The 24281-nt window shown below is 66.2% G+C and carries 18 protein-coding genes and 4 tRNA genes; 10 read left to right on the forward strand and 12 right to left on the reverse strand.

Annotation, left to right across the window (positions count from 1 at the left end; all coding sequences use genetic code 11):
- The coding region (locus tag AB1346_00540) for an efflux RND transporter permease subunit (GenBank protein MEW6718919.1) at positions 1–1648 on the forward strand (1648 nt) is incomplete at its 5' end.
- Between the two features lie 15 nt (positions 1649–1663).
- Here the strand turns inward: AB1346_00540 and AB1346_00545 are convergent.
- The 3 genes from AB1346_00545 to AB1346_00555 form a co-directional block, all read right to left on the reverse strand.
- Complete coding sequence (locus tag AB1346_00545; protein MEW6718920.1) at positions 1664–2095, reverse strand: hypothetical protein; 432 nt, start codon at positions 2093–2095, stop codon at positions 1664–1666.
- 41 nt (positions 2096–2136) lie between these two features.
- A complete protein-coding gene (locus AB1346_00550; GenBank protein MEW6718921.1) occupies positions 2137–3228 on the reverse strand; it encodes a class I SAM-dependent methyltransferase in 1092 nt (363 codons plus the stop codon).
- 95 nt (positions 3229–3323) lie between these two features.
- The gene (locus AB1346_00555; protein MEW6718922.1) at positions 3324–5132 is read right to left on the reverse strand and encodes a phosphoenolpyruvate carboxykinase; all 1809 of its coding nucleotides are present in this window, start codon (positions 5130–5132) and stop codon (positions 3324–3326) included.
- 185 nt (positions 5133–5317) lie between these two features.
- Between AB1346_00555 and AB1346_00560 the strand changes: the two genes are divergently transcribed.
- Genes AB1346_00560 through AB1346_00570 form a run of 3 tightly spaced genes read left to right on the forward strand, consistent with a single transcriptional unit; the run spans position 5318 to position 7120 of the window.
- Complete coding sequence (locus AB1346_00560) at positions 5318–5965, forward strand: hypothetical protein (protein ID MEW6718923.1); 648 nt, start codon at positions 5318–5320, stop codon at positions 5963–5965.
- 46 nt (positions 5966–6011) lie between these two features.
- On the forward strand, positions 6012–6605 hold the full coding sequence (locus tag AB1346_00565; protein ID MEW6718924.1) for a chromate transporter: 594 nt from the start codon (positions 6012–6014) through the stop codon (positions 6603–6605).
- A complete protein-coding gene (locus AB1346_00570; protein ID MEW6718925.1) occupies positions 6602–7120 on the forward strand; it encodes a chromate transporter in 519 nt (172 codons plus the stop codon). The genes AB1346_00565 and AB1346_00570 overlap by 4 nt, the downstream gene beginning before the upstream one ends.
- On the opposite strand, the gene AB1346_00575 is transcribed toward AB1346_00570, so the two are convergent.
- From AB1346_00575 to AB1346_00605, 7 genes are all read right to left on the reverse strand, one after another.
- Positions 7080–8798, reverse strand: a complete 1719-nt coding sequence (locus tag AB1346_00575; protein MEW6718926.1) for an iron ABC transporter permease — start codon at positions 8796–8798, stop codon at positions 7080–7082. The genes AB1346_00570 and AB1346_00575 overlap by 41 nt on opposite strands.
- A 10-nt stretch (positions 8799–8808) precedes the next feature.
- The gene (locus AB1346_00580) at positions 8809–9897 is read right to left on the reverse strand and encodes an ABC transporter ATP-binding protein (protein MEW6718927.1); all 1089 of its coding nucleotides are present in this window, start codon (positions 9895–9897) and stop codon (positions 8809–8811) included.
- Position 9898: 1 nt separating this feature from the next.
- The gene (locus AB1346_00585) at positions 9899–10888 is read right to left on the reverse strand and encodes an extracellular solute-binding protein (GenBank protein MEW6718928.1); all 990 of its coding nucleotides are present in this window, start codon (positions 10886–10888) and stop codon (positions 9899–9901) included.
- 37 nt (positions 10889–10925) lie between these two features.
- The gene (locus tag AB1346_00590) at positions 10926–12254 is read right to left on the reverse strand and encodes a YihY/virulence factor BrkB family protein (protein ID MEW6718929.1); all 1329 of its coding nucleotides are present in this window, start codon (positions 12252–12254) and stop codon (positions 10926–10928) included.
- 1 nt (position 12255) lies between these two features.
- Positions 12256–13743, reverse strand: a complete 1488-nt coding sequence (locus tag AB1346_00595; GenBank protein MEW6718930.1) for a B12-binding domain-containing radical SAM protein — start codon at positions 13741–13743, stop codon at positions 12256–12258.
- Between the two features lie 131 nt (positions 13744–13874).
- A complete protein-coding gene (locus AB1346_00600; GenBank protein MEW6718931.1) occupies positions 13875–14408 on the reverse strand; it encodes a type 1 glutamine amidotransferase domain-containing protein in 534 nt (177 codons plus the stop codon).
- A 37-nt stretch (positions 14409–14445) separates the two neighbouring features.
- A complete protein-coding gene (locus tag AB1346_00605; protein ID MEW6718932.1) occupies positions 14446–17409 on the reverse strand; it encodes a proline dehydrogenase family protein in 2964 nt (987 codons plus the stop codon).
- A gap of 117 nt (positions 17410–17526) precedes the next feature.
- On the opposite strand from AB1346_00605, the gene AB1346_00610 reads away from it, so the two are divergent.
- Positions 17527–18669, forward strand: coding sequence for an RNA-guided endonuclease TnpB family protein (locus AB1346_00610; GenBank protein MEW6718933.1), 1143 nt, complete (start codon positions 17527–17529; stop codon positions 18667–18669).
- A 239-nt stretch (positions 18670–18908) separates the two neighbouring features.
- Here the strand turns inward: AB1346_00610 and AB1346_00615 are convergent, their stop codons facing one another.
- Complete coding sequence (locus AB1346_00615; GenBank protein MEW6718934.1) at positions 18909–19223, reverse strand: hypothetical protein; 315 nt, start codon at positions 19221–19223, stop codon at positions 18909–18911.
- 64 nt (positions 19224–19287) lie between these two features.
- Positions 19288–19364: transfer RNA gene (locus tag AB1346_00620), tRNA-Arg, on the reverse strand.
- Positions 19365–19435: 71 nt separating this feature from the next.
- On the opposite strand from AB1346_00620, the gene AB1346_00625 reads away from it, so the two are divergent.
- From AB1346_00625 to AB1346_00645, 5 genes are all read left to right on the forward strand, one after another.
- On the forward strand, positions 19436–21943 hold the full coding sequence (locus AB1346_00625; protein ID MEW6718935.1) for a heavy metal translocating P-type ATPase: 2508 nt from the start codon (positions 19436–19438) through the stop codon (positions 21941–21943).
- 72 nt (positions 21944–22015) lie between these two features.
- Positions 22016–22091: transfer RNA gene (locus AB1346_00630), tRNA-His, on the forward strand.
- Between the two features lie 10 nt (positions 22092–22101).
- Positions 22102–22176 (forward strand) — tRNA-Arg (locus AB1346_00635).
- 219 nt (positions 22177–22395) lie between these two features.
- Positions 22396–22472: transfer RNA gene (locus tag AB1346_00640), tRNA-Lys, on the forward strand.
- 832 nt (positions 22473–23304) lie between these two features.
- Entirely contained in the window at positions 23305–24102 is a 798-nt protein-coding gene (locus AB1346_00645; protein ID MEW6718936.1) for a hypothetical protein, read from the forward strand.
- Positions 24103–24281: the final 179 nt, after the last annotated feature.

The following is a 24281-nucleotide window of genomic DNA, read 5'->3' on the forward strand; positions in this document are numbered from 1 at the left end:
CGGGTTCTACCATTGGCTGGACGCGGGATATTCCCGGGCGCTCGACTACGCGTTGCGGCACCGGGCCGCGGTCGCGGCCGTCTCGGTCGGCGTCATGCTCTCGGTGTTCCCGCTGTACGGCCTGATCCGGCAGGATTATCTGCCCGCCAACGCGGACGAAGGGGAGTTCATCTTCAACGTCGCCGCTCCGCAAGGCACGAGCCTCGCCAGCATGGACGAGATCATGCAGACCGTCGCCGGGGAAGCGCGCTCCATTCCTGGCGTGCGGCTGGTGCTTTCGACCGCGGGAGGCGGGTTCCTGGGCGGCGTGAGCGAAGGGCGCGGGTATGTGCAGCTCGCGCCGCACGGGGAGCGGGTTTTTTCCCTATCCCGGCTGGGGAGGGATCTCCTGCGGGGCGATCCGCTCGCGGCGTTCCGGGGGAACGTCTCCCAGCGGGAGGTGATGCAGGAGCTCCGCCGGCGGGTGCGGAAGTACGGGGACCTCCGCGTGTCGGTCCGCAACCTCGTCGGATTCAACATCGGCGGCGGCAGCTTCGACATCGACTTCGTCCTCCGGGGGCCGGACCTGGCGGCGCTTTCCGGGTACGCCGAGCGGCTTCGGGATCGCCAGGCCGAGCTGGGGCTCCTGGACATCGACACGACGCTGAAGCTCGACAAGCCGGAGCTGCGGGTCCAGATCGACCGCGACCGCGCCGCGGACCTGCGCGTCGACCCGGAGCGGGTCGGGACGGCGGTCCGGCTGATGGTGGGGGGAGACGAGGAGGTGTCGCGGTTCCGAGATCCCGGCAACAACGAGGAATACCAGGTCCAGCTCCGGCTGCGGGAGGAGGACCGGGCCGACCCCGGGACGATCGGGACGCTGTACGTGCCGAGGGAGGACGGCGGCATCGTGCAGATCGGCAGCGTCGCGCGGGTCGAGCAGGTGCAGAGCGCCTCCCGGATCGACCGGGTCGACCGGCAGCGGGAAGTCCGCCTGCGGGGATCGGTCGCCTCCGGGTTCGCGCTGGCCGACCGTCTGGCCGCGCTGCGGGCCGCGGTGGCCGGGATGAACCTTCCCGCCGGCTACACGACGAGCGTTTCCGGGCGGGGCCGGGAGCTCGAGCGGACCTTCGGGGAGTTCGTCTGGGCGTTCGCCCTGTCGATAGTCTTCATGTACATGATCCTCGCCTCCCAATTCGAGAATCTGGTCCACCCCTTCACGATCCTGCTCTCCATACCGCTCTCCGTCCCCTTCGCGCTCCTTTCGATCTGGCTGACGGGAAACACGCTGAACCTGTACTCGGCTCTGGGGATCCTCGTCCTGTTCGGGGTGGTCAAAAAGAACGCCATCCTGCAGATCGACCACATGAACAACCTGCGGGCGGCGGGGATGGACCGGGAAACGGCGATCCGTCAGGGGAACCGGGACCGGCTGCGGCCGATCCTCATGACGACGCTCACCTTCGTGGCAGGGATGCTCCCGCTGGCCGTCGGCACCGGGCCGGGCGCCGAGGAGCGCCGCGTGATCGCCGTGGTCGTGATCGGCGGCCAGACGCTCTCGCTGCTGCTGACGCTTCTGGCCACGCCGGTCGCCTATTCGTACCTCGACGACCTGGGCACGGCCATCCGGCGCCGGCGCTCCGAGGCGTCGGCGCCGGTGCCGGAATAGACCGGGGCGGATCCGTCAGGCTTTCTTCGGGGGGGCCTCGCGCCAGCGCGCCATGATGGCATCGACCTCGGGCTCGAGGCTCTCGTCCGCGCACAGGACGATCCCCAGCCCGCTCCACGCGCTGGTATGCTCGTTACAGGCGGAAAGCAGCTTGACGACGTCTTCCCGGTCCGCGGCCCGCTTCTCGAGAAGCGCCTTGACCACCGGGAGCGCTGCGAGGACCACGGGGGTGGGCCGTTCCTTTTCGAGGATTTCGAGGATCCTCAGGTTGACTTCGGGGCTCGCGAGCGACCCGCCCTTGGCCAGCTCGTATCCGACCATCAGCGCGGCGTTGTCGGAGATCGAGCATCCGATGCGCGCCGCTTCCTCGTACTCCGGGTCGGTGTCGTAGATGAAATTGTCGTCGATCTCCTCGATGAACTCGAACTCTTCCATACCGGGCTTCATGCAAGGATCGTATCGAACCGCCGGCGGGATGACAAGGGGGTTCACTTGCCGACGATGTACCAGTTGTTCTGGATGTCGTGCTCCAGCCGGCGCATCTCGACCTTCCGGAACCCGGCCTTCCGGAGGTACTCGCGCGCCTTCTCCTCGCCCCACATCGCGCCGAGCCCCTCGCCGCCCTGGGCCAGCGACACGGTCATGCAGTGCATCGTCGATATGGTGTAGAAGAGGGTGCTGAGCGGCTGCCCGACGTTGTTGCGGACGTTGCTCGACCCGCGGATCTCCTGCATCAGGTACACGCCGTCCGGTTTCAGGGCGCGGCGGATTCCCTTCAGCACGTTGAGCGGCCTGGCCTGGTCGTGGATCGCGTCGAAAGTCGTGATGAAATCGAAGGAGTTCCTGTCTGCGGTCTCGTCGAAATCGCTCAGATCCCGGACGGCGAACTCCACGTTGTCCAGCCGCTTCCGCGATGCTTCCGCGCGCGCGGCCGCGATCGCCTCTTCCGAAAGGTCCATCCCGATGAATCGGGATTTCGGGTAGAGCTCCGCGAGGCGGTTCAGGACCCTTCCGCTTCCGCAACCGACGTCGAGGACGCGGATCCCCTCGGCGAGCCGCCCGGTCAGCCCCGGCACCGCCGGCAGGACGTGGGATTCCAGCGACGAGAGCACCGTCATCCCGCTTTCCTCCGCCATCACGGCGTGGAACCGCGGGTACTTTTCGTAGGGGACGCCTCCGCCTCTCCGGAAACACTCCACGATGTCGTCCTCGACGCACCCGAGGACGGCGATGAACTGGCAGACGAGCGCCGCGTTCTGCGCGCCGGCCGCACGCGTGAGGACCGCGGCGTGCTCCGCGGGCAGCTCGTACAGGATGCCCTTCGCGTCGACCTCCACCACCCCGGCCGAGGCCATCGCTCCCAGCCATTCGCGGACGTACCGCTCGTTCAGCCCCGCTTCCTTCGCGATCGCGCGCGCGGTCGACGGCGGCATCCCGCTCATGATGTCGAACAGCCCGGTGCGGTGGCCGATCGACGCCATCAGGCACAGCGCCCCGCGGTCGAGCGTCTCGAGGAACTTTTCGGCGAACGCCTCCGCCCGCGACTCGTCGTACGCGTATTTTTTCAGCGCCTGCGCCATGATCGGTCACCTCCTGACGTTCCGATGACGGCGCGCGCGCGGGGGTTTCCCCCGCGGGAAAGATTCCCGTGGAGGCGGGGAAGAAAGGGCCAGTTCTATTTACCGCCGGCGGTCTCCGCCGTGATCCTCTTAAGCAGCGCGGCGGCGGCCTCCCTCGGGCCGGTCATCTCGTAGCCGGGAACGGCGAGGCGGGTCCGGAGCTGGCCGACGAAGACGTTGGAATTGTAGGCGGCCTCGAAGGTTTTCCGGGCGAGGTCCTCGTGGAGGTCCGGGTATTGCGGCGGGCCGAAGATGTTGGCGAAGTAGCTGTGCACCAGCCCCGTCGCCGTCGTCGTTCCCTTCGCCATGGCCGCCCCCTCGCGGAACACGCGGAGCGCGGCGTCCGGCGTCGGCAGCGGGCTGATGAGCGCGTGGGACGCGTCGACCTGCTCGTAGTTGTTGGCGTACAGGATGTAGTCCACCGGGTTTCCCGCGAGGATCTCCCCCAGGTAGCCGACGGGCACGAGGACCCTTGCGTTGGCCTTCTGGGGGCTCATGATGATCGCGCGGTCCACCTGGCCGAAGGCGTAGCCCCGCTGCAGGTCGTCCAGCCGGATGAACGCGCCGATCTCCGTGCCGTAGCCCAGCACCCGGCCGTCTTCCCGGATCCCGAGGGAGCCCATGTCGTCGGCGATGATCGTGATCCCCCGGATGACGTCCCGGCCCAGGAGGCGCAGCGCCTCCAGCGTCTCGGACTTGCCCGTCGCGGTGTCCCCGATGACGAGGACGTTCCTCGACTGCCGGTTCCTCAGGTGGATGACGGCCATCGCGCCGTGGAACGGCATCCGGCCGCGCTTCATCATGAGGATGTTGTGCAGCGTCAGCGCCATCTTCTTCAGGTAGCCGAAGTAGCCGAACCGGTTCTCTCCCGGGACGGCAGCGACCAGGAGGCGGCTCTCCTCGTCGTCGAAAAACACCGTGGGGACATCGCCGTATCCCGACAGGCGGGCCGCGTCGACTCCGTAAAGGTAGATGGCGTCCGGGCCGGCGGCGACCTGCTCGTCCGTCGCCAGCTCGAACAGGTTGGCCAGGGAGCAGCCCAGCCCCATGAACATCTGGTGGAAGTAGATGAAGACCACCACCGGGCCCACCTGCGCCGGGTAGCACAGCCACTTCCCCTCCTCGAGCGCGAGCCCCTCGAGCGGGTTCTCGTCGATCCGGAGGAACTGGCCGGTCCGGCGGTTCTCCGGGGGATCGATGATCAGCGGCGGATTGATGAGCACCTGCCGGATGAAGGGCACGTCCTCCAGCACGCGCGCCGCGGGGGAGGCCGGGATCCATTTCTTCTGCACGGCGATCAGCCCCACGTCGGCTCCGGCGGAGACCTGCCGGTAGATGCGGCAGTGAGCGCCGGTGACGTTTTCGCAGATGTCGCGGTAGAGCCCTCTCGTCAGATCCTTGAGCCGCTCGGCGGTCACGGTGAAGGTCCGGTAAGGCCGGACGTCGTGGCTTTGGGGGCCCTGCTCGGAATGGCAGATGAGGTACCGGTCGAAGGAGCGCCAGAAATCGTAGAACTTCTCGACGAACAGGTAGAGGGGGCGGGGATTGTCGAGGTATGGCTTCGCGTCCGGGACGGCCTTGGCCGCGTGCACCAGCGGCGTCTCGGACAGGCGGCGCAGGAGGTTCAGCATCCCGGTACGCCGCTCCGGCGCCCCGATATCGGCCGGGAGGGCGTCCAGGATCGGGTCCTCCGTCTCGATGAGGTGGTCGATGAAGATGTCGAGGACCGCGCGGAACGCCCCGCTGCCGACGACCTCGGCGGTCGTCCCGCAGAGGATGCCGTCCGTGTGCAGGATGATCTGTCCGCCGTCGAAGTGCAGGTCCCTCAGGTATTGGTCGTGGATGCGGGCGCGCAGGTTTTTCATCGGGGAATCATATAATTTCCGCGGTCTTTGTGGAAGGCCCGCAATGTCCATCCATCCCTTCGCGCACCCTGAAGAATCGGGGCGTTTCTGCCGAAATACATAGGGAGAAACCGGTTACGAGAGGTTCCATCCATGACGTGCCGCCTGTCCGTCCGTGCGTCCCGCGCCTCCGGGGAGTCGCTCCGGTGAGCCGCGGCGAGAAGTTTCCCGCGATCGCCACCCTGTTCCTCCTTCTGCTGCTGCCGTTTCTGTTCCAGGATCCCGCTTCCGGAGACATGACCCGGTCGCTGTTCCGTTCCATGCCCGTTCCCGTCTCCGGGCTCGCTTCTAACGGGGAGCCGCGGGGGGAGATCCTCGTCCTCTCCGGGTCCCGTCCCGAAGGGGATCGTCCGGTGCCGGGGACGCGGATTTGCGGGCGGAAGGGGGCCCCGGGCGACTGGCTGCTCGCGGAGGGTGCGGCCGCCGTCTGGGTGACCGGCATCTCCGCTCCGGAGCCCGGCCGGCGGATCTATCTCGCCGCAAAGCCGGAGCCGGGCAGAGACGGATCGTCCCTGGTCGGGCTCGAGATCGCCTTTGCGGCCGAGCGGGAGGGGACCACCGTCATCCGCCCCGGGGAACTCGCCTATTACGAGCTGATGGATGCCGGCGGCCGCCGCTGCTCCGCGGAGGTTTCGGGGGGCGCCGCGGAGACGGCGGATGCCGGCGGCATGCGGGCCGTGCTCGTTCGCGGCATTACGCCGGGCGTCGCGAAGGTCCGGATCCTCGTTGACCGGGGAGGCCGGTCCGGGACGGAACTGTTGAGGGAAAATTCGCTGCGGGTGGAAATCCGCTAATATAACCGTCGGCACGATGCGAAATTCGAGCGGGCGGGACCTGCGTTTGGCGACTTCGGACAGCCGGCACCCCTGGAAGGACCTCTGGACCCTCTTCACGGTCTTCCTGCGCGTGGGCGCCTTCACGCTGGGCGGCGGATACGTCATGGTGCCCATGATCCAGCGGGAGATCGTCGAGCGGCGCCGCATGGTTTCCCAGGAGAAGTTCCTCGACATCATGGCGTGGGCGCAATGCGGACCCGGAGGGGTGGCCATCAACGCCTCCTCGATCGTGGGATACACGGTCGCGGGAATCCGTGGGGCGCTCGCGGCGACCGTCGGCGCCGTCATCCCGTCCTTTCTGGCCATCCTCGCCGTGGCGGCCGCTTTCCAGAAGTACCGCAGTCTCCCGGCGGTCGAGGCGTTCCTTCACGGCGCGCGCCCGTCGGTGGTGGGGCTGCTGGTCGCCGCGGTGTGGTCCCTCGGCAGGCAGATCGTGACGGACCGATGGTCGATGTGGCTGGCGGGAGCGGGTTTTGTCCTCGTGGCGCTCGCGGGGGTCCACCCGGCGCTGATGATCCTTGCCGCCGCGGTCGCGGGCTATCACTTCCTCCCGAAAGAGCGGTGGGCGCCCCCGCCGGACAAGGGGGCGGCCGGATGATGCCGCTGGTCTGGCTCCTGATCGTTTTCCTGTATATCGGGGCCTTGAGCTTCGGCGGCGGCAACGCCATGTACCCGCTGCTTTCGGAAGTGCTGGTCCGGCAGCACCGGTGGCTGGCCTCGTCCGAGATGGTGGACCTCTTCGCCCTGGCCCAGATGACGCCGGGACCGGTGGCCACCAACGCGGCCACTTTCGTGGGGTACCGGCTCGCCGGCCTGTGGGGAGCGACGGTCGCGACGGTGGCGGTATCCGTTCCCTCGATCCTGGCGATGGTGGGGCTGGTCCGGTTCGCGGAAACCCGTTCGGAGAGGCGGCTGGTGGATGGTCCGCTCTACGGGCTGCGCCCCATGGTGGTCGCGCTGATCCTGGCCTCGGCGGTGGACATCGGCCGTCAATCCATGGCGGACCCGGCGACCTGGATGATCTGCGCCGGCGCGCTCGCCGCCGCGCATTTCCGGGCGAACCCGGCGCTCATCATCCTGGCGGGCGGGATCCTGGGGCTTCTCCTGGCCTGACCGGCGTCATCCTCCCTGCGGCGATCTTCCCGAGAATCGTCGCCGCTGCGACCAGTCCCGACGAGATGAAGATCATCAATATCCCCAGGGCGGACAGCCTGCCCCACAGGCCGTCCTCGGAGAACTTCAGGATCTGCACCGCCAGCACCTCGGATCCCGGCCGGGAGAGCACCACCGAAAGGGTCAGCTCCCGGACGAACATGGTTGCCAGCAGGATCCACGCGGAGACGATCCCCGGAACGAGGAGCGGGATCACGATCCGCCGCATCGTCGCGACCGGCCCCGCGCCGCAGACCTTCGAGGATTCCTCGAGATGCCCGTGGATCTGCACGAACGCGCCGGAGAGCGGCCGGATGCCGTAGGGCAGGTACGTCGCCACGTACCCGATCAGCAGCGCCCACAGCGTGGAGTAGAGCGGGGTGCGGACGAAGAACCACATGAACCCGACCCCGATGACGATGCCCGGGAAGGAGAAGGACAAAAAGCTCAGCGACTCGAGGACGCCCGACGCGGCGGTGCGCACCTTGACGATGACGTAGGAGACGAGGATCGAGAGGACCGTCCCGATCGTCGCGCCGGCCAGCCCGAGCGTGAGGCTGTTCTTCAGCGACAGCAGCGACACCGGGTCCTTCAGCACCTCCGACCAGTTCTTCCAGCTCATGAGCGAGAACGCTTTCGGCCCCGGGGTCATGACGTAGGGCACCATCGAGGTGTAGAAGAGCACCGCGACGGGCAGAACGATGAGCACGAACGACAGCAGCCCGACCGCGCCCATCGCGGGATTCCGCCATCCCTTCAGCGCGATCAGGGCGGGCTTGAAGCCGCGCCCCGACACCGTGACGTACCGCTCGCCCTCCGAGGTCAGGTACCGGTACAGGCAGATGAGCAGGACCGCCGCGGCGAGTGCGCTCATGCCGACCGCGGCCGCCTTCCCGTAGTCCGCCGAGAACCCCGTGGAGGTGATCCGGTAGATGTGGGTCGCCAGCACGTAGATCCTGCCCGGCATGCCGATGACCGAGGGCACGGCGAAGGAGGCGAGGCACCGGACGATGACGAGGATCACGGAGGACAGGATCGCCGGCCGCAGCACCGGCAGCGTGACGCGCGCAAGCGTCCGCATCGTTCCCGCGCCCGATACCCGTGAGGACTCCTCCAGTGCAACGTCGAAGGAGCGCATGGCCGGGGCGATGATCAGGTAGGAGACGGGCATGTCCAGCAGCCCTTCGACGAGGATCATCCCCTTCAGCGTGTAGATGTCGAACGGCGCCTCTTCCAGGCCGAGGAGGCCGACGAGGTACCGGTTCAGGATCCCGTTGCTCGGGTTCAGAAGCAGGACCCAGCTGATCGCGAACAGGATGTGGGGGATCATCATCGGGATGATCGAGATGATCCCGAAGAAGAACTTGAAGGGAATGTCGGTCCGGGTGTTCATGTAGGAGAGGAACAGCGCGAGCAGGGTGGCGACCGCGGCCGAGCCCAGCGTGAAGACGGCCGTGTTCCACAGGATCTCGAGCAGCGCCGGGTCGGTGTATGCGTCGACGTACTTGGAGACCGTGAAATCACCGAATTCCCCCAGCCCCTCCGAGAAGCTGCCGATCGCGAGCATCAGGACGGGACCGATCGTCAGGAGACCGACGACCAGGATCAAAATCGGGGTGAGGCCCGGCCGGTTCCCCATGGAGGTTCCTTCAGGCCGGCAGCAGGAAGCAGTGATCGGCGTCGAAGGCGACGCTGACCTCGCTGCCTTCCGCGACGTCTGCGGTGGGGGGGATCGAGACGGTGATCCGCGCGTCGCCGATCCGTATCTCGCCCTCGTACGCCTCCCCGACGAAGAGCAGCGTCTCCACCTTTCCGGGGAAGACGTTTCCGCTCCCGGGGGTTCCGGCCTTCGCGATGCGGAGGAACTCGGGCCGGACGCACGCCAGCGCGTCGGTTCCCGGCGGAATTTCTTGGGGATTGAGTCCGACGATCCTGCCGATCGCGGTATCGATGACGGCGCGGGCCCCGTCCAGCGCCGCCACCCTGCCGCGGAGCAGGTTCGCCCGGCCGATGAAGTCGGCGACGAACCGGCTGTCGGAGCGGAAGTAGATCTTCTTCGGATCGCCCTCCTCGACGATTCGCCCCGCGCGCATGACCGCGATCCGGTCGGAGAGCGCCAGCGCCTCGACCCGGTCGTGCGTGACGTACACCGCGGTGATGCCGAGGCCGGAGAGGAAGGCGCGAAGCTCCTTGCGGGTCTCCTCCCGGAGCTTCGCGTCGAGGTTGCTGAGCGGCTCGTCGAACAGGATGACCTTGGGCTCGGCGATCAGGGCCCGCGCCAGCGCCACCCGCTGCTGCTGCCCGCCGCTGAGCTTCGTCGCGGGGCGGTTCTCGAATCCCTCGAGCCGGACGAACCTCAGGAAGCGGGCGACCCGCGCCCGGATCTCCTCCGCCGGGACCTTGCGGCACCTCAGCGGGTAGGCCACGTTGTCGAAGACGTCCATGTGGGGCCAGATGGCGTAGGTCTGGAAGACCATCCCGAGCCCCCGCTTTTCCGGGGGGACGAAGACGCCCTTCTCCTTCGACCACACGACCTCGTCCCCGATGGCGATCTCGCCGGAGTCGGGGAGCTCCAGCCCCACGATGCATCGCAGCAGCGTGGTCTTCCCGCACCCGCTCGGTCCCAGCAGTGTGAAGATCCGGTTCGCGGGTATGGTCAGGCTTACGTCGTCCAGCGCCCGGATCCGCTTGCCTTCCGGGAAGTAGTCCCGGGTCAGCCCCCGGATCCGGATCTCCATGTCATTTCGCGGCGAAGATCTTCTTGAACTTGTCGCCCCAGGCGGCGATCTCCTCGTCCGAGAGCTCCCGGATCGGGACCACCTTCGCCTTGTCGATGCCGGCGATGGGTGGATAGACGCCCGGCGCGAGCACGTACTCGCCCACCTTGTCCGCGAGCAGTCTCATGGCGTCCTTCGAGAGCCAGTAGTCCATGAAGACGCGGGCCGCGTTCGGGTGCGGCGCCTTCGCCGCGATTGCGATCCCGCGGGGCGAGCCGAGGAGGACGCCGGTGCGCGCCCAGTCGAGCGGCGCGGGCGCGTGGGTGATGATGTACTTGGGCATCGAGACGGCGATCAGCTTCTGGCCGCTCTCCACCGGGGCCGGCGTGGGGCTGAAGGAGGCGACGAACATCGGCTTGTTGGCGGCGAGCCCCTTCAGGAAATCCGTCCACTCCGCTTCGGTCGCGAAGACCTTCGCTTCCTTCAGGCCGACGAGCCAGGAGATGGTGGTGGCGTGCGTCGCCGGATCGGGCATGACGATCTTGTCGCGCCATTTCGGGTCGGCGAGCTCCTTGTAGCTGGTGGGGACGTCCTTCGCCTTGACCAGCTCCTTGTTGTAGATCAGCGCCACGTACTCGATGCCGAACTGGAGGATGGTGTCGTCGCTGCGCGCCCATTCCGGGTAGCCGGCGGCGGCGGCAGACCGGTAGGGGGCGAGCACCCCCTTCCCCTTCAGCGCCTCGAGGATCGGCAGCGGCCCCTGGAGCACGTCGGCCGAGAGCTTGCCCGCCGAGTGCTCGGTGAGGACGGTGGCGAGATATTTCGCCGTCGAGACGCGCGTGTAGACGCCTTTCACGCCCGTCGAAGCGGTGAACGCCTCCATGATCGGTTCGACCGCCGTGATGTTGGCGTAGAAGTTGGCCTGCCCCTCCTTCTTCGCCGCGGCGGGATCGGCCGCCAACGCCGGGGGGACCAGGATCAGGCACAGCAGCAGCACCGCCAGTCTTTTCATGACGACTTCTCCTTTCCGCCGGTGATTGAGATCGCGTTCAAAGTTCGAGCAGCGGCCGGTTCGCGGGAGAGGCCTCCGCCGCCGAGCCGAGGGCGTCCAGGGACTCCGCAGCCTTCCGGAAATCGTCCGTCGCCGCGAACGGCGGCTCCGCGGCGCCGCGCCGGTCGAGGGCGTCGAGGACGGCCTGGACGGTGATCCCGTGGATATCGCGGGCCGGCTGCCACGGGGCTTCCTCCCCTTTCGCGGCCTTCATCTCCCGGAAGAGCCCGGCGGCCGAGAAATCGTCGAGGATCCGGCGCACGAGCGGGGAGGGCGCCCCCAGTGACAGCGCGATGAGGGACGGCGTGGGGGGGGCGTCTCCGGCGGCGAAGCGGGCGGCCACCATGCGCGCGACGAGAAGGGAGAGGGCGCGCCGGTGGTGCGGGACGACCGTCTCCGCCTCCTCGGGGAATCCGAGCGTGTCGAGGTTCTGGAGCGCGTAGGAGATCTCCGACCCCATCAGCACGATCAGCCAGCTGACCTGAAGCCAGGCCAGGAACAGCGGGAGCGCGGCGAGGCTTCCGTAGATGGCGTTGGCGCGCGAAACGCCGACCTGGAACGCGATGTAGACCCACTGGGTGAGCTGGAAGACGGTCCCCGCCGCCACGGCGGCGATAAACCCGGGCTTGAGCTGCACTTTCGTGTTCGGCATGAGGATCAGGACGAACGCGAACAGCCCCCAGACCAGCGGGAAGGGGACGATCTCCAGCACGAAGAGGATCGCCTGCGGCGGGATCCCCCAACGGGCCGCCTGCTGGGCGACGTACTCCAGCTGCCCGGCAAGCGTGACCGTCACGCTGCCCGCCATGAGGAAGATGAACGGGCCAACCATCGCGAACGAGAGGTAGTCGCTGCACATCCTGGCGATGGAGCGCGACTTCCGGACTTTCCAGATGTGGTTGAACGCGGCCTCGATCGAGGACAGCACGCTGACGACCGTCCAGAAGAGCAGGGCGACGCCGATCCCCGCGACGATCCCCCCGCTGGTCTTCTCCAGCAGCGAGTCGGAGAAGCGGAAGACCTTCATCAGGATGTCCGAGTATTCCGAGAACTCCACCAGGAGCTCGGCCTGCAGCCGCTTCTCGAACCCGAATCCCTTGGCGATGCCGAAGACCACCGCGACGACCGGGACGATGGAAAGGAGGGAATAGAGCGTCAGCGCCGAGGCCCGCACCGTGCACTGGTCCCGCATGAAGCCGCGGGCCGACAGCAGGAGGACCTTGAGCGCGCGGACGAAGCAGGCCCTGGGCCGGGAAAGCCCCGTCTCGGGAAGCAGCCAGATTCCCGTCTTCAGGAAGGCGACGATGGAATCCAGCCGTTCCTTCATCTCACCGCGACGGCTTCGACTGCATCCGGCGGGCCAGGGTGAAGAAGTGGTGGCCCATGATGGCCAGCGTGAACGCGGCCCCCAGATGCCTCGGGGCATGGCGGAACGCCTTGCCGATGTAGCGCCAGTACGCGACGCGGTAGCGGGCGACGATCCCCTGGCGGACGAAGGAGCGGAACAGGGCGACGTAGTCCGAGAAGACCAGGCGGGTCGGCGGCCGGGAGCCGAGGCGCTTGAGAAGCGTCAGCGCGCGCTCGAAGTATTCCGACGGGCTGTAGATGGATGCCAGCACCTTCCGGTAGCCGGCAAGGAGCGCCTCGGGATTCATCCGGGGCATGTAGTTCAGCAGGGCGTCCGTGTTGTTCCCCATGCTCTGGCGGAGGATCCGCCCCTCCTCGGAGAGGCGGCGCCACAGGCGCGTGTTGGGGAGCGCGGTCAGCAGCCCGACCATGGAGACGGGGATGGCGGCGTCGCGGATGAAGTCGATCTGCCGCTCGAAGACCTCCGGGGAGTCCTGGTCGAAGCCGACGATGAATCCGCCCATCACCTCCAGTCCGCTCTCCTGGATGTGCCGGACGCTTCCCAGCAGGTCGGCCTTCACGTTCTGCATCTTGCCCGCCGCGCGGTTGCATTCCGCGGAGGGGGTCTCGATCCCGACGAACACCTTGTTGAAGCGCGCCGACCGCATCAGGGAGAGCAGCTCGTCGTCCTCGGCCAGGTTGATCGACGCCTGGGTGAACAGGTAGAAGGGATTCCCCCGGCTGCGCATCCAGTCGGTCACCCAGGGAAGGAGCGCCTTGATGGCCTGCTTGTTGCCGACGAAGTTGTCGTCCACGATGAAGACCGATCCGCGCCATCCCAGGCGGTAGAGCCGCTCGAACTCCTGGAGGACCTGGTGGGTCGTCTTGGTGCGCTGCGTGCGCCCGAAGAGCTCGATGACGTCGCAGAACTCGCAGGAGAAGGGGCATCCCCGGGAATACTGGACCGGCATCGAGCTGTACCGCCGCATCCGGGCGAGGCGGAAATCCGGAGGGGGCACCCGGGTGATATCCGCCCTGCCCGCGGCATCGTAGCTTTTGCGCGCCCGGCCGGCTTCCAGGTCGGCGACCAGCTCCTCGATCAGGTTCTCCGCTTCGCCCCGGACGACGTGGTCGGCTTCCGCCCACGCGGAGTTCTCCGCGCTCGTGATCGGCCCGCCCACCACGGTCCGCAGGCCGGCTTTCCGGCAGCGGGCGATGAGCTGTTCGAGGGAGGGGCCCTGGACCAGCATGCCGCTCAGGAACGCCACGTCGGCCCACGCGAGCTCCTTGTCGCGCAGCTTTTCCACGTTGAGGTCCACCAGCTTCCGCTTCCAGTGCGGGGGAAGCATCGCAGAGACGGTGAGCAGCCCGAGGGGAGGGAAGGCGGACCGTTTCCCGATGAACGGGAGGGCGTGGCGGAAGCTCCAGAACGTGTCGGGAAAGCGGGGGTAAAGCAGCAGGACTTTCATGATTCAGAGGCCCCTTCGTCGGAAAGCGTGTTACGGCGGGGCGAAAAGTGCCGGGCCGGTCGGATTCGCTGTTGATTATAGACGAACCGGGGGCGGAAGGGGGCCTTTTCCGGCCCCCCGCCTCTCCCGCGTCAGGACTTCCCTCCGGACGCGGCCAACGCCTCGATGATGGTCCGGCAGAAGGCCGGCAGGTCGGCGGGCTTCCTGGAGGTGATCAGGTTCCCGTCCCGGACGACCTCCCTGTCCTCGTACCCTGCCCCCGCGTGCACCAGGTCGTCCCGGATGGCGGCGTACCCTGTGACCAGCTTCCCCTTCAGGATGTTCGCCGAGGCGAGCATCCACCCGCCGTGGCAGATCGCCGCGACCACTTTTCCCTGCTCGTGCGCCTCGCGGACCAGGTCCACCATGGACTTGTAAAGCCGCATCTTGTCCGGCGCGTAGCCGCCGGGGACGATCACCGCGTCGAACTGCGCCGCCTTGACCTGGTCGGCGGCCTTGTCGGCCTTCGCCTCGTAGCCGTGCTTGGACGTGTACGTCGCCGCGGACGGCCCCACGATCGTCACCTCGGCCCCCGCCTCCCGGAACCGGTATACCGGGTACCACAGCTCAAGGTCCTCGTAGATGTTCTCCACCAGCACGGCGATCCGCTTTCCCTTCAGCTCCATTTCCATCGCCTCCGATATCCGCGCATTCGGCGGGAGGTCATCCCGCGTCTTCGGGGGTGAACCCCCGGCGCATCGTGTTCTCCGTGACCGTGCGGGGTTCGACGAACTGCTGCAGGTAGTCCGGGCCCCCCGCCTTCGACCCGACGCCCGACATCCGGAAGCCGCCGAACGGCTGGCGCCCGACGATGGCTCCCGTGATCCCCCGGTTGATGTAGAGGTTCCCCACGGCGAATTCCCGCGCGGCCTTCGCGATGTTCTCCGGGCTGCGGGAGAAGATGCCGCCGGTCAACGCGTAGATCGAGGAGTTCGCGATCGCGATCGCCTCGTCGAGGTCCTTCGCCCGGATCACCGACAGGACCGGCCCGAAGATCTCCTCGGAGAGGAGCCGCGAGCTCGCCGGCAGATCGACGAACACCGTGGGCGGAACGTAATGTCCGGTTTCGGGGACGGTTCCCTGGGCCAGCACCTTCCCCTCGCGCTTCCCTTCCTCTATGTATGCAAGGATGCTCTTTTTCGCGGCGGCGTCCACCACCGGCCCGAGGAAGTTCTTCGGGTCCGCCGGGTCGCCCGCGACGATGTCGCGCACCGCTTCCGAAAGCCGGGAGAGGAACCGGTCGTAGCATCCTTCCAGCACGATCGCCCGCGAGCAGGCGGAGCATTTCTGCCCCTGGAAGCCGAAGGCGGACTGCACCACGCCGGGGACCGCCTGGTCGAGATCGGCGTCGGCGTCGACGATGATGGCGTTCTTTCCGCCCGTCTCGATGACGACCTTCTTGATCCCGGTCTGCCCCGGCCGGGTCCTGCCCGCCTTCTCGACGATCCCCAGCCCCACCTCCCGCGATCCGGTGAAGAGGATGAAATCGGTCCCCGGGTGCTCGACGAGGAAATCGCCCACTTCGGATCCCCGCCCGGGAACGAAGTTCAGCACTCCATCGGGAATGCCGGCTTCCCTGAAAATCCGGAAAGCGAGCCAGCCGATCTTCAGCGACAGGCTGGACGGCTTGTAGAGCACCGCGTTGCCGGTCACCAGCGCCGCGGAGACCATCCCCATGGAGATCGCCAGCGGGAAGTTCCACGGGGCGACGACCAACCCCACGCCGCGGGGGCGGTAGAAATAGCGGTTCTCCTCACCGGGGGCGGTTCCCAGCTTCCGGGGCGCGCCGATGCGGATCGCCTCGCGGCCGTAATACTCGAGGAAATCGATTGCCTCGCACACGTCTGCGTCGGCTTCCGCCCAGCTCTTCCCCACGTCGACGATCTCCCATGCCGCGAGCTCCATCCGTTGCCCGCGGGCGATCTCCGCGGCTCGGAACAGCACCTGCGCCCGCTCCGCCGGGGACCGGTCGCCCCATTCCTTCCGCGCTTCCCGCGCCGCCGCGACCGCTTCGTCCGCCATGTCCCGCGTCAGCGCCGACGTCGAGCAGACGATCTCCGCAGGATCGTGCGGATTGGTCGAGACGAGACGGTCATCCGTGACGCGCTCCCGCCCGCCGATGACGACGGGATGCGCCGCCCCTAGCTCCCCGCGCACCTTCCCGATCGCTTCCCGGAACGCCGCCCGGCTCGCCTCGACGGAGAAGTCGAGCCACGGCTCGTTCCGGAAAGCGCATGGATCGGGCTCCGCGCCGGGAGACGGAGGCTGAGCGCCGCCCTCCCTTTCCGGGTCCTTCAGCAGCTCCTCCGGCGCGACGCGGGCCACGTACGTTTTCCGGAGGAACCCCTCGTTTGAGGTGTTCTCCAGGAGGCGCCGCACGAAGTACGCCATCCCCGGGATCAGCTCCCCGACCGGGGAGTACAGGCGTACGGGCAGCCCCATCTTCCGAAGCGCCCCCCGGATCGGCTCCGCCATCCCGTAAAGCATCTGGAGCTCGAACCGCTCCCGCGGTACGCCGAGCCGCTCGGCGAGCGCCAGAGTCCGGGCGATCGAGCGGACGTTGTGGGACGCCGCGGCCAGGGCGACGTTATCGTGATTGGCCAGCGCGATCTCGACGCACCGCTCGAAGTTCCAGTCGGTGTTCGTCTTGGCGAGGAACACCGGCGCCGGCCATCCCCGCTGCCCCGCGACGGTCTTCTCGTATTCCCAGTACGCGCCCTTGACCAGCCGGACGCAGACACGGCGGCCGCGCCCCTTCGCCCAGCCGATAACCCGGCCGAGATCCCGGAGGCCGGACCGCAGGTAGGTCTGGAGGGCGATTCCCGCGTGCTCCCAATCCCGGAACTCCGGCTCGTCGAGCAGGCTCGTGACGCAGTCGATGGTGAGATCCTTCAGCGCGGTCGTCTCCATGTCGACATTGACGCCGCCGCCCGCCTCCCGGACCTTCCGGAAGATGGGGCGCAGGCGGTCGCGGGCGTGTTCCAGGCTGTCTTCGTAGTTCAGCGCCCCGATCCGGGAATAGAGCGAGCTGAGCTTTACGGAGACGTTCAGGCGGGGGAAATACCGCTCGCGCTCCGGGTCCCCGGGGGGCCAGGAGGCGATCTCCTTCGAGAGGACGTCCACCAGGGAAAGGTACTGGTCCCTGTATTTTTCCGCCTCTGCCTCCGAGATGGCGGCCTCCCCGAGGAGGTCCACGGTGAAGCCCTCCCCTCCGTCGCGGATCTTCCGGAGCGCTTTAATCGCGTCGTCCGGCGATTCCCCCGCGATGAAGTTTTTCGAGAAGCCGGTGAGGTTCCATCGGATCAGTCGGGAGACGACCGGCGCGGTCAGCGGCGAGGCGGCGCCCGACAGGAGCGCCTTCGCGACTCCCGGGAGCCGCACGTCACCGCGCAGGAAATACTCGTCGATGTGCCGGGAGACCTCCTTCGCGGAGGAGAGTGACGGCAGGACGTCGACGAACCGGAACAGGGCGACCTTGAAATCCGGCCGCTCCATCGCCGCTTCCATCATCCGGCCCGCGAGGAACCTCCCGCCGAACACCGTCGGTCGCTCCGCTCCCATGAGCCGGAAGATCTCCAGTCCCTTGCGGAGGACGGCCTCGTCGGCGATCGCAGGATTTTGGCTCATAACCCCATTATCCTCTCGCGCCGTAATACCTCGATCTTCAGGCCGGGAATATAAGGCGCACCGGAAGATCCGTGATCTTGATCGAAAAGACCAGGACCAAATAAAATATAGACCGACATGAAGGTCAATAAGGCATACAAATTCCGGTTCTACCCCACGACCGAGCAAGAACGGGCGATTGCCCGGACGTTTGGCTGCTGCCGATTTGTCTACAACCACATCCTGGCATATCGGACCGAGGCGTGGGAGCAGAGGAAAGAGAGAATCGGGTACTTGAAAGCCTCGAAGCTGTTGACTGTTCTTAAGAAAGACCCGCAGCATGTTTGGCTGTCCGAGGTCAGCTCGGTGCCGCTGCAGCAGGCGGTTCGACATCAGCAGGCGGCGTTCTCTAACTTCTTTGCGGGGCGAGCCCGCTATCCGGTGTTCAAGAGCCGGAAGGGGCTGCAGTCGGCTTCCTTCATGAAAACCTCCTTTTCCTGGGACCGGGAGAAGCGGGAACTGGTGCTGGCGAAGATGGAGCAGCCACTCGATATCCGTTGGAGCCGGACGATACAGAGGAAGGCAGAGATCACCAGCGTCAACATCAGCCGCGACCCGGCGGGGCGGTACTTCATTTCCTTCCGGTGCCAGGAAGAGGTTAATCCATTCCCAGTGGCGGCAGGCGAAGTCGGGATCGATCTCGGGCTGAACAACCTGGTGGTGCTCTCCAACGGCGAGAAAGTGCCGGCTCTGAAGGTGTACCGCAGGGAAGAGGCAAGGCTGGCGAAGCTGCAACGGAAACTGGCCGGGAAGAAGAAAGGTTCGAGAAACAGAAACAAGGCCAAGGTCAAAGTCGCAAGGGTCTATGCGAAGATCGCCGACCGGCGCAGGGACGAGCTGCACAAGCTCAGCACCCGGCTGATCCGTGAAAACCAAACGGTGGCCGTGGAGAGCTTGAGAGTCGGAAACATGCTGAAGAACCGCAGGCTGGCAAAAGCAATAGCCGATGCCGGCTGGGGTGAGCTAGTGCGGATGCTGGAGTACAAAGCGCTTTGGTACGGACGGAACCTGGTGAAAGCCGATCCGTTCCTGCCCTCCAGCAAGACCTGCTCCGCCTGCGGGTACGTCGAGGAAGGCATGACTTTGGTAGTGCGGGGATGGCGATGCCCGGTCTGCGACAGCTTGCATGACCGGGACGTGAACGCTGCCCGCAATGTCCTGGCCGCCGGGCTGGCGGTATCTGCCTGTGGAGGGTCGGTAAGACCCGGAGTGCCGGTATAAATGGCGCGCCGGGCTCGGTCCTGTGAAGCAGGAACTCCAACGGCGACGTTGGGGAATCCCCTCACTTTCCGCCGGAAGGCGGCGGCCGAAGGCCGAGGGAGGGGAGGAGGTCAACAACCGATATCGATGGAATGGAACACGTCGAGCGGGCAGGAAGGAACCGGTCCCCGGATTGCGCACGCTCGGCGGGACCGCCGTTCGGAGGCGCGGGGGAACCCCGCGCCGGGGAGTCGGAGCGTTTACATGAACTCGTGGAAGCCGTGCGGGCTGATGTTGCAGGGCCCGCCCATGACGTAGGTCGGCTCCCAGCCGCAGTACTTGCAGATGTATCGCGACGACTCGCCGGTTTTCTTCGCGATGTAGACATGTTTCTTCGCCGGGCTGTTCCGGCAGTCGCCGAGCTCGCAGGTGTGCGAGGTGTAGCCGCAGTGCTGGCAGAAGTACCCTTCGGGGATCTCCTCGATGTACATGTGGTGCCTTGTCGGGGAATAGCGGCAGGACGCGTCGTCTTTCTCGAACGATTTGTAGCCGCAGACCTTGCAGATCAAGCCCATCACCGTCCTCCTCCGGTTGATGATGACCGAGTTCGAATCTCTCGTATGCGCGTTATTAAAGAACTGGCGCGCCTGGAGAGATTCGAACTCCCGACCCGCTGCTTAGAAGGCAGCTGCTCTATCCGCCTGAGCTACAGGCGCGCGTTGCCAGTATACCAACCGTGCCGCGGATTGGCACCCTTCCGCCGCGGAACTCATCATATTATTTAGTGATGGATAACCAGCCCGTCAAGGAAACGGTCGAGGCGCCGGGGCAGGCGCGGTGGACCCTCCCGGTCGAGGGGATGACCTGCGCCTCCTGCGTGGCGCGGGTGGAGAGGGCGCTCGCGCGCGTCGAGGGCGTCTCCTCGGCGTCGGTCAACCTGGCCGCCGGAAGCGCGACTGTTACGGCGGATCCGTCCAGGACCGGTCCCTCGGCGCTGGCCGTGGCGGTCCGGGACGCCGGCTACGAGGTGCCCGTCGAACGGACCACTTTCCCGGTGGAAGGGATGACGTGCGCATCGTGCGTTGCCCGGGTGGAGCGCGCGCTTCGCAGGATCCCCGGGGTGCTTTCGGCGAGCGTCAACCTGGCGGCGGGCACGGCGGGTGTCGAGTACCTGCCGGGGACGGCTTCCGCGGACGACTTCCGGGCGGCGGTGGAGGGGGCGGGCTACACGGTCCCCCGCATCGAGCCCGGCGAGGACCCGGTTGCCCGGCAGGAGAGGATGCAGAAGGAAGAGGAGGGGCGGCTCCTTTCCCGCCTGCGGGTCGGCATCGCCTGCGGCGTCCCGCTGCTGCTGCTCTCGCATGCGCACATGCTCCTCGGCCACGACATTCCGTACGTGTCCCCCTTCGCAGCGGCGATCCTGCAGTTCCTGCTGGCGACACCGATCCAGTTCTACTCCGGCTCCCGATATTACCGCGGGGCGTGGGCCGTCGGGCGTCACGGCTCCGCGGACATGAACACCCTCGTCGCGCTGGGAACGTCGGTCGCGTACTTCTACAGCGTCGTCGCGACGTTCTCTCCGCGCCTTGTCACGGCGGAAGGGCTCTCAGTCCACCTGTACTACGAGACGTCCGCCGCGATCATCGTCCTGGTGCTGCTTGGACGCTGGTTCGAGGCACGGGCGCGCGGAAGGACCTCGGAGGCGGTGAAGAAGCTGATCGGGCTGGCGCCGAAGACGGCCAGGGTGGTCCGCGACGGAGAAGAGATCGACGTCCCGATCGAATCGGTGGCGATCGGCGATCGGGTGGTCGTCCGGCCGGGGGAGAAGGTCCCCGTGGACGGCGCGGTCGAGGAGGGTCGCTCCGCCGTCGACGAGTCGATGCTTACCGGGGAGCCGATCCCCGTGGAGAAGGAGCCGGGCGGCGCCGTCACTGGCGGCACGATGAACTTGGACGGGCGGCTGATCTTCCGGGCGACGCGCGTCGGGAAGGACACCGTCCTTTCCCGGATCGTCGCGATGGTCCGGGAGGCGCAGGGGAGCAAGCCGCCGATCGGGCGGCTGGCCGACGTGATCGCATCGTATTTCGTCCCTGCGGTGATGGGCGTCGCCGCGCTCACCTTCCTCGTATGGTATTTCCTCGGACCCGAGCCCAGCGGGACCTACGCGCTGGTCAACATGATCGCCGTGCTGATCATCGCCTGCCCGTGCGCAATGGGACTTGCCACGCCCACCTCGATCATGGTCGCCACTGGAAGAGGGGCGGAGCTGGGAATCCTGGTCCGGGACGGCGCCGCGCTGGAAACGGCCCGGAAGGTGGACACGGTCGTCCTCGACAAGACGGGCACGGTGACGCGGGGGAAGCCGACTCTCACGGCGGTCCGCACGGTCCCCGGAGGGACGTTCGACGGGGAGGGGGGGGAGCGGGAGCTGCTTCGTCTCGCCGCATCCGCGGAAAGCGGCTCCGCGCATCCGCTGGCCGAGGCTGTCGTCCGGGGCGCGAAGGAGCGGGGAATCGAGGTTTCCGCTCCGTCGGATTTCCGGTCGGAGCCGGGGAAAGGGATCCGGGCCGTCGTCGGCGGGCGGGCGGTGCTGGCAGGGAACCTTTCCTGGCTCGAGGAGGCGGGCGTATCCGCGGATTCGCTTGCCGGGCCGTCCGCGGAGATCGCGGACGTCGGCGGCACTCCGGTGTGCGTCGCGGTGGACGGCGCGGCGGCGGGCATCCTCGCGGTGGCGGACGAGATCAAGGAAGGGTCGGTGGAAGCGATCCGGCGCCTCCGGGGGATGGGTCTTTCGGTGGTGATGCTCACCGGCGACAATCCGAGGACCGCGGAAAGCGTGGCTAAGGAGGCGGGGATCGGCCGGGTGGTCGCCGGAGTGCTGCCCGACCGCAAGGCGCAGGAGGTGAAAACCCTCCAGGGCGAAGGGAAGGTCGTCGCGATGGTGGGCGACGGCATCAACGACGCGCCCGCGCTGGCGCAGGCCGACGTGGGGATCGCGATCGGCACCGGCACCGACATCGCCGTGGAGTCGGGCGACCTGGTGCTGATGGGAGGAGACCTGCGCGGAGTGGTGTCCGCCATTTCCTTAAGCCGGGCGACGCTGCGCAACATAAAACAGAACCTGTTCTGGGCGTTCGCCTACAACGTGGTGCTCATCCCGGTCGCGGCCGGGGCGCTCTATCCGGCCTTTCGGCTGCTGCTCGACCCCATATTCGCGGCGGCGGCGATGGGGCTTTCCTCTGTCACAGTGGTGACCAACGCCCTCCGCCTGCGCCGTTTCCGGCCGCTCGCTTGAACGGGGTTTTTCCCGTTGACCGCGGGATTGCACAGTACGTATAATTTCCTTTCGCCTAACGGGGCGCAGGTGGTGAGTGTAGCTCAGTTGGCAGAGCACCAGACTGTGGCTCTGGGTGTCGCGGGTTCAATCCCCGTCACTCACCCCATTTTTCAAAGGCGCCTGTAGCTCAGGGGATAGAGCACCGGCCTCCGGAGCCGGGTGCGGAGGTTCGATTCCTCCCAGGCGCGCCAGCTTTCTGGTTTTGTTTTTTTTATAGAACGTGCGCTCTTTGAGGAATCGAATCCAAGGCGCCGCCGAGCGGATAGCGAGGATGAGCGGCCATGGACGGCCGCGCAAGGCGCCGCGGCCGCCGGCGGAGACCGGGCAGGGATGCCCGGGCGCGAGCCGGCGATTCCTCCCAGGCGCGCCATTTTTTGGGTATCGCGGTCTTTGAGGATCTTTTCCAACGTGGGCCATTAGCTCAACCCGGCAGAGCAGCTGACTCTTAATCAGGAGGTTGAAGGTTCGAATCCTTCATGGCCCACCACGACACCAAAAGGCCAAGCGGAATTTCCGCTTGGCCTTTTTAATTATCGACATGCCATGAAGGATTCGAAGCGTCATCGCTGCTGGCCATGGATGGCCGAATGCAGAGACGGCCATGGATGGCCACGGATCTTGTTGTCTCTGCCGACCGAACAGGGAAGAAAAGCGCGCATGGAGGCGCGCGTCAGGCGGGCGAGGGGAGAACGAATCCCCAGGTTACCGAATGGATTCGGCCTCCGGAGCGTGCGCTGAGCGAGGAGCGAAGAAGAGCGGTCAGGATGACCGCGGAAGCACGCGAAGGCGGGCGGCGCAGCGAGCACAGGAGGTGCGAGCGCGAGCCGCGCTACGCAGGGAGGGACAGGGGGGTCCCGACCGAAGTAGCCGAATCCTCAGGGCCCACCACGCCACCGACATTCCATGAAGGATTCGAAGCAACATCGCTGATGGCCATGGATGGCCGAATGCAGAGACGGCCATGGATGGCCACGGAATTTGGTGTCTCTGCCGACCGAACAAGGAAGAAAAGCCCGAACGGAGGCGCGAGGCTCCCCCGGCGGGTACCCCGGCACTACCACCTCGAATTGATGAGTTCGCGTGACTTCGAACATGCGGCGATAAATCAGACTTGACCAGAAATACATGAAAATCTTGTCTTATTGCTCTTTCCGTTCCATGAAATATATCCGTTGACATGCGAAGAGGAGAGGGATCGAATATCCGTATATTTCTATATAAGTCCGCCCCGAATTAACCAACCAAAAAGCTGTCAGGCATTCGGCAACCTTCAGGCAACCGAACTATATCGGCGATTGCCTTAACAGGAGGGACGGACCATGCGTACTCGCTCGCATGTACCTGGATTCGGAATTTTGCTGCTGATGATATTTGTTCTAAGTGCACCAAGCTGTCCGCCAGGCACGCCTTCGATAGACCGCTTCTTTGTCACTTACGATATTTTATGCGGACAGGATAAGCTGGGTGTCGACTGGGAGGTCACAAATAGCACGTCGGTAACGCTCTCGGTCGCGAAAAAAGACGGGGGAACCGTCTTCTCCCAAGCGGTCAGCAGTTCGAGCAAAGGTATGCACATTGTCGATGTATCTGCATACGCGCCGGGCTTTTACAAGGCCGTTCTTGAGGCAACCAATGCGCAAGGCGCCTCGACGCGGCAGGCCGAGTTCCTGGTCGCCGGACTTCCAGGTACCGCTGGCGAGTTATGGTACAAGTTCAACAAAACGGTCGAGAGACCTAAGGAAGGACCCTGGATGGCATTCATCACCACAGTGCCTGTCATGGTTGGCCAGGGTCAGATGGACGCGGACACCACGATCGCCGTTTCGGAGCGCGTCTACTTCCGGCAGTTCCGGTGGAATCCGAACCCGTCCAAGTGGGCAGATCGCGAGGGCTGCACGAGCAGCGGCCTCTGGCGAATGAACATCGGTCAATACTCAAAGATCCAGAGCGGGTGTGAAAAGAACAAGAACTACACATTCCGCAGCGACTGGTCTGTCGCCGGCGATTACACCTGCGCAGTCAGTTGGGCTCCCTGCAACTTCGGAGTTAAGGGATCAATGATCACCTTCACGGATGTGGAGTTCAGCCTGGAACTGCAAGCGATGTGCAAGAATTAATAGTGTATTGAATCGCTCCGGGTTTGCTGGAGACCATCATTGCTACGCAGGGAGGGACAGGGAGGTCCCGACCGAAGTAGCCGAATCCTCAGGGCCCATCAGTAATATCGTGCCTCCTGCTGCCTCCTGAAGGCGGTCCTGCAAGAGGGTTCCGGGAAGCGATAGTTGGAGCGCCGCTT

The sequence above is a fragment of the Thermodesulfobacteriota bacterium genome (genome assembly GCA_040758155.1).
Classification (GTDB): Bacteria; Desulfobacterota; Deferrimicrobia; order Deferrimicrobiales; family Deferrimicrobiaceae; genus UBA2219.